Below are 1,696 nucleotides of genomic sequence, written 5' to 3'. Positions count from 1 at the left end.
AAGAAGTAAATGCAAATGCAACCTGCTCTGTGACCACCTGTACGGTGCCTTGCTCAGTCTCTTTAAGTACTGTGCGTAAAATCTCGTGGCGCGCAATGATACGCTGCATCGCTCGGTTAGCTACATCTATATCAAATGCGCCTTTAACACGCAGGGCCGTTGGCATGTTGTACTCGCTGCTGCCCCCTTGTAGTTGATCTATCAACCACAAACGCTGTTGTGAAAATGACACCGCATCCCCCCCTTCACGGCGGGCCACAGGCTGTATAGAAATCATATTATCGCTGACATCCGAGTTACTTAATAACTCAGCCAGTTGCGCTATCGTCGGAGACTCAAATACCGACTTAAGTGTCAACTCAATCTGGCATTGGGCTTTAATCATAGCCATTAAACGAGCAGCTGATAACGAATGTCCACCTAGCTCAAAGAAATTCGCTGTAGTACTGATTTTGTCTGATTCAAGGTTGAGTAGCTCTGCAAATATCTCAACCAGCGTCTCTTCTAACGCCGTCTTTGGTGCAACATACTGGCTTTGCATAATGGCCACATCAGCCCCAGCAAGTGCCTTTCGGTCTATTTTTCCATTGGGGGTTAATGGCCACTGCCTCATCACCACAAAGGCTGAAGGCACCATGTAATCTGGTAACGACTCCTGCAGCGATGACTTAATGGTGCGCAACCACTCATTTTCGTCCTCGATTTCACCATTTGGAATCAAATAAGCGATTAGTTGCTTCTGTTGCTCTTCGCTGTCGGCAACCAATACCAAACAGGCTGATATACTTTCAAAATCAGAAAGTTGTGCTTCTATTTCACCAAGTTCAATACGGAAGCCTCTTATCTTTACCTGATCATCTATTCGACCAATGTATTCTAAATTACCATCTGGTAAATAACGGGCTAAATCACCTGTTTTATATAGCCGAGAGTAACCCTTCGCTTTATCTTGTTTACTAGCAAATGGATGTACAACAAAACGATCATCGGTTAACTCAGGTCTATTTAAATAGCCCCGAGCAAGACCCACCCCGCCGATATATAACTCTCCGACTCCACCAAATGGGGTTAGCTCTTTATTACTATTAAGAACAAAAAGTTGCGTATTATTTATCGCCCTTCCTATGGGGATACAGTCAGCAGGGCTATTGCTAGAGCTATCCCAATAAGACACATCAATGGATGCCTCTGTTGGACCGTATAAATTATGCAACACAGCACCAATTTTCAGCTTGTAGAAATCACTTACCTGTTGAGAAAGTAGTGCCTCACCACTACAGAATACCTGCCTAATAGTTTTACATTTTTGTAGCTCGCCGAAAGACAACATATTGCTCAACATAGAAGGAACAAAATGTAGCTTAGTGACTGCATGTTGCTGGATTAAATCTGATAGATAAATAGAATCTTTGTGACCCTCGGGTTTAGCAAGCAAAAGCTTTGCTCCGGTCAGCAACGGCCAAAAAAACTCCCAAACGGATACATCGAAACTGAACGGTGTTTTTTGTAAAATACAATCATCAGTAGACGAACCGTATTCAGAGTCCATCCAATTTATGCGATTTACTAATGAGTAGTGTTCAACCATCACCCCTTTTGGCTTTCCGGTTGACCCTGAAGTATAAATCACATATGCAAGATGAGTGGACTCTAATCCTTCAATCTTACGGTTCTGTGTCTCACATTGCTGTAGCTG

General features: G+C 43.3%; 1 protein-coding gene. It reads right to left on the bottom strand.

The features are described 5' to 3' along the window. The coding region (locus tag OCI93_RS20835; RefSeq protein ID WP_261627248.1) for an amino acid adenylation domain-containing protein at positions 1-1,696 on the bottom strand (1,696 nt) is incomplete at both ends.

Source organism: Pseudoalteromonas holothuriae, assembly GCF_945859825.1.
Classification (GTDB): domain Bacteria; phylum Pseudomonadota; class Gammaproteobacteria; order Enterobacterales; family Alteromonadaceae; genus Pseudoalteromonas; species Pseudoalteromonas holothuriae.
The sequence above is the reverse complement of the archived record's forward strand: the minus strand, read 5'-3'. Positions and strand labels throughout refer to the sequence as shown.